The organism is Micromonospora sp. AMSO12t, from assembly GCF_008806585.1.
GTDB lineage: Bacteria > Actinomycetota > Actinomycetes > Mycobacteriales > Micromonosporaceae > Micromonospora > Micromonospora reichwaldensis.
Genome location: NZ_WAAS01000555.1, coordinates 1 through 707, shown reverse-complemented (window position 1 = coordinate 707; position 707 = coordinate 1). Strand labels below are relative to the sequence as shown.

1 pseudogene is annotated in these 707 nt (G+C 81.9%); it reads right to left on the bottom strand.

Annotated features, from left to right (window positions below):
• A pseudogene (locus F6X68_RS33855) lies at positions 1–707 on the bottom strand (GGDEF domain-containing protein); the annotation flags it as partial.

Genomic DNA, 707 nt, shown 5'->3' with positions numbered 1-707 from the left:
CCCACCCACCAGCGGGGGTACGGACACCAGCGCCGCCCGCTCCGGTGCCGTGCCCGTCTGCAGGACGGCCAGCACCACCAGCCCGGACAGGGTGAGCGCCGCCCCGCCCCGGCAGCGGGCCGCGCCGGTCCGCCGCTGCGGCCCGGTCAGCACCATGAGCACGGCGAGCGCGAGGCCGCCCAGGACCACGGCAACGGCGAACCGCACCGGCGGGTCGAGGGCGTCGCGGGGCAGCAGCAGCCAGCCGGCGAGGACCAGCCCCAGGCCGGCGGCGGTCGCGTCGACGGCCCCACGGAGCCGGACCCGGGCGGACGGGCGGGGTCGCCGCGCCGCCGGAGGCAGACCCGCGACGAACAACGCGGCGGAGGCGGCGAGCCCCGACACGACGACGGCGGAGCGTCGGCCCGGTTCGGCGAGCGGGAGCACGGCGGCGGTGAGCCCCGCCGTCACGACCGCGGCGTCGAGCAGCACGGCGACGCGTCGGGGCGGCGCCGCGCGCCGGCGGGCGGCGCGGGACCGGGTGGGGACCGGTGCGAGGGTCGGCGGCGGGACGGCGGTGAGCCGGGAGAGCCGCGCGCCGGCCAGGGCGCAGCTGGCCGCGCCGGCCAGCGCCACGACGGCCAGGGCGGGCACCCGACCGGCCGCGCCGGCGAGCAGGAGCAGCGCGACGGCGGCGAGGACGAGGGTGTCCGGCAGTGTGGGACGGG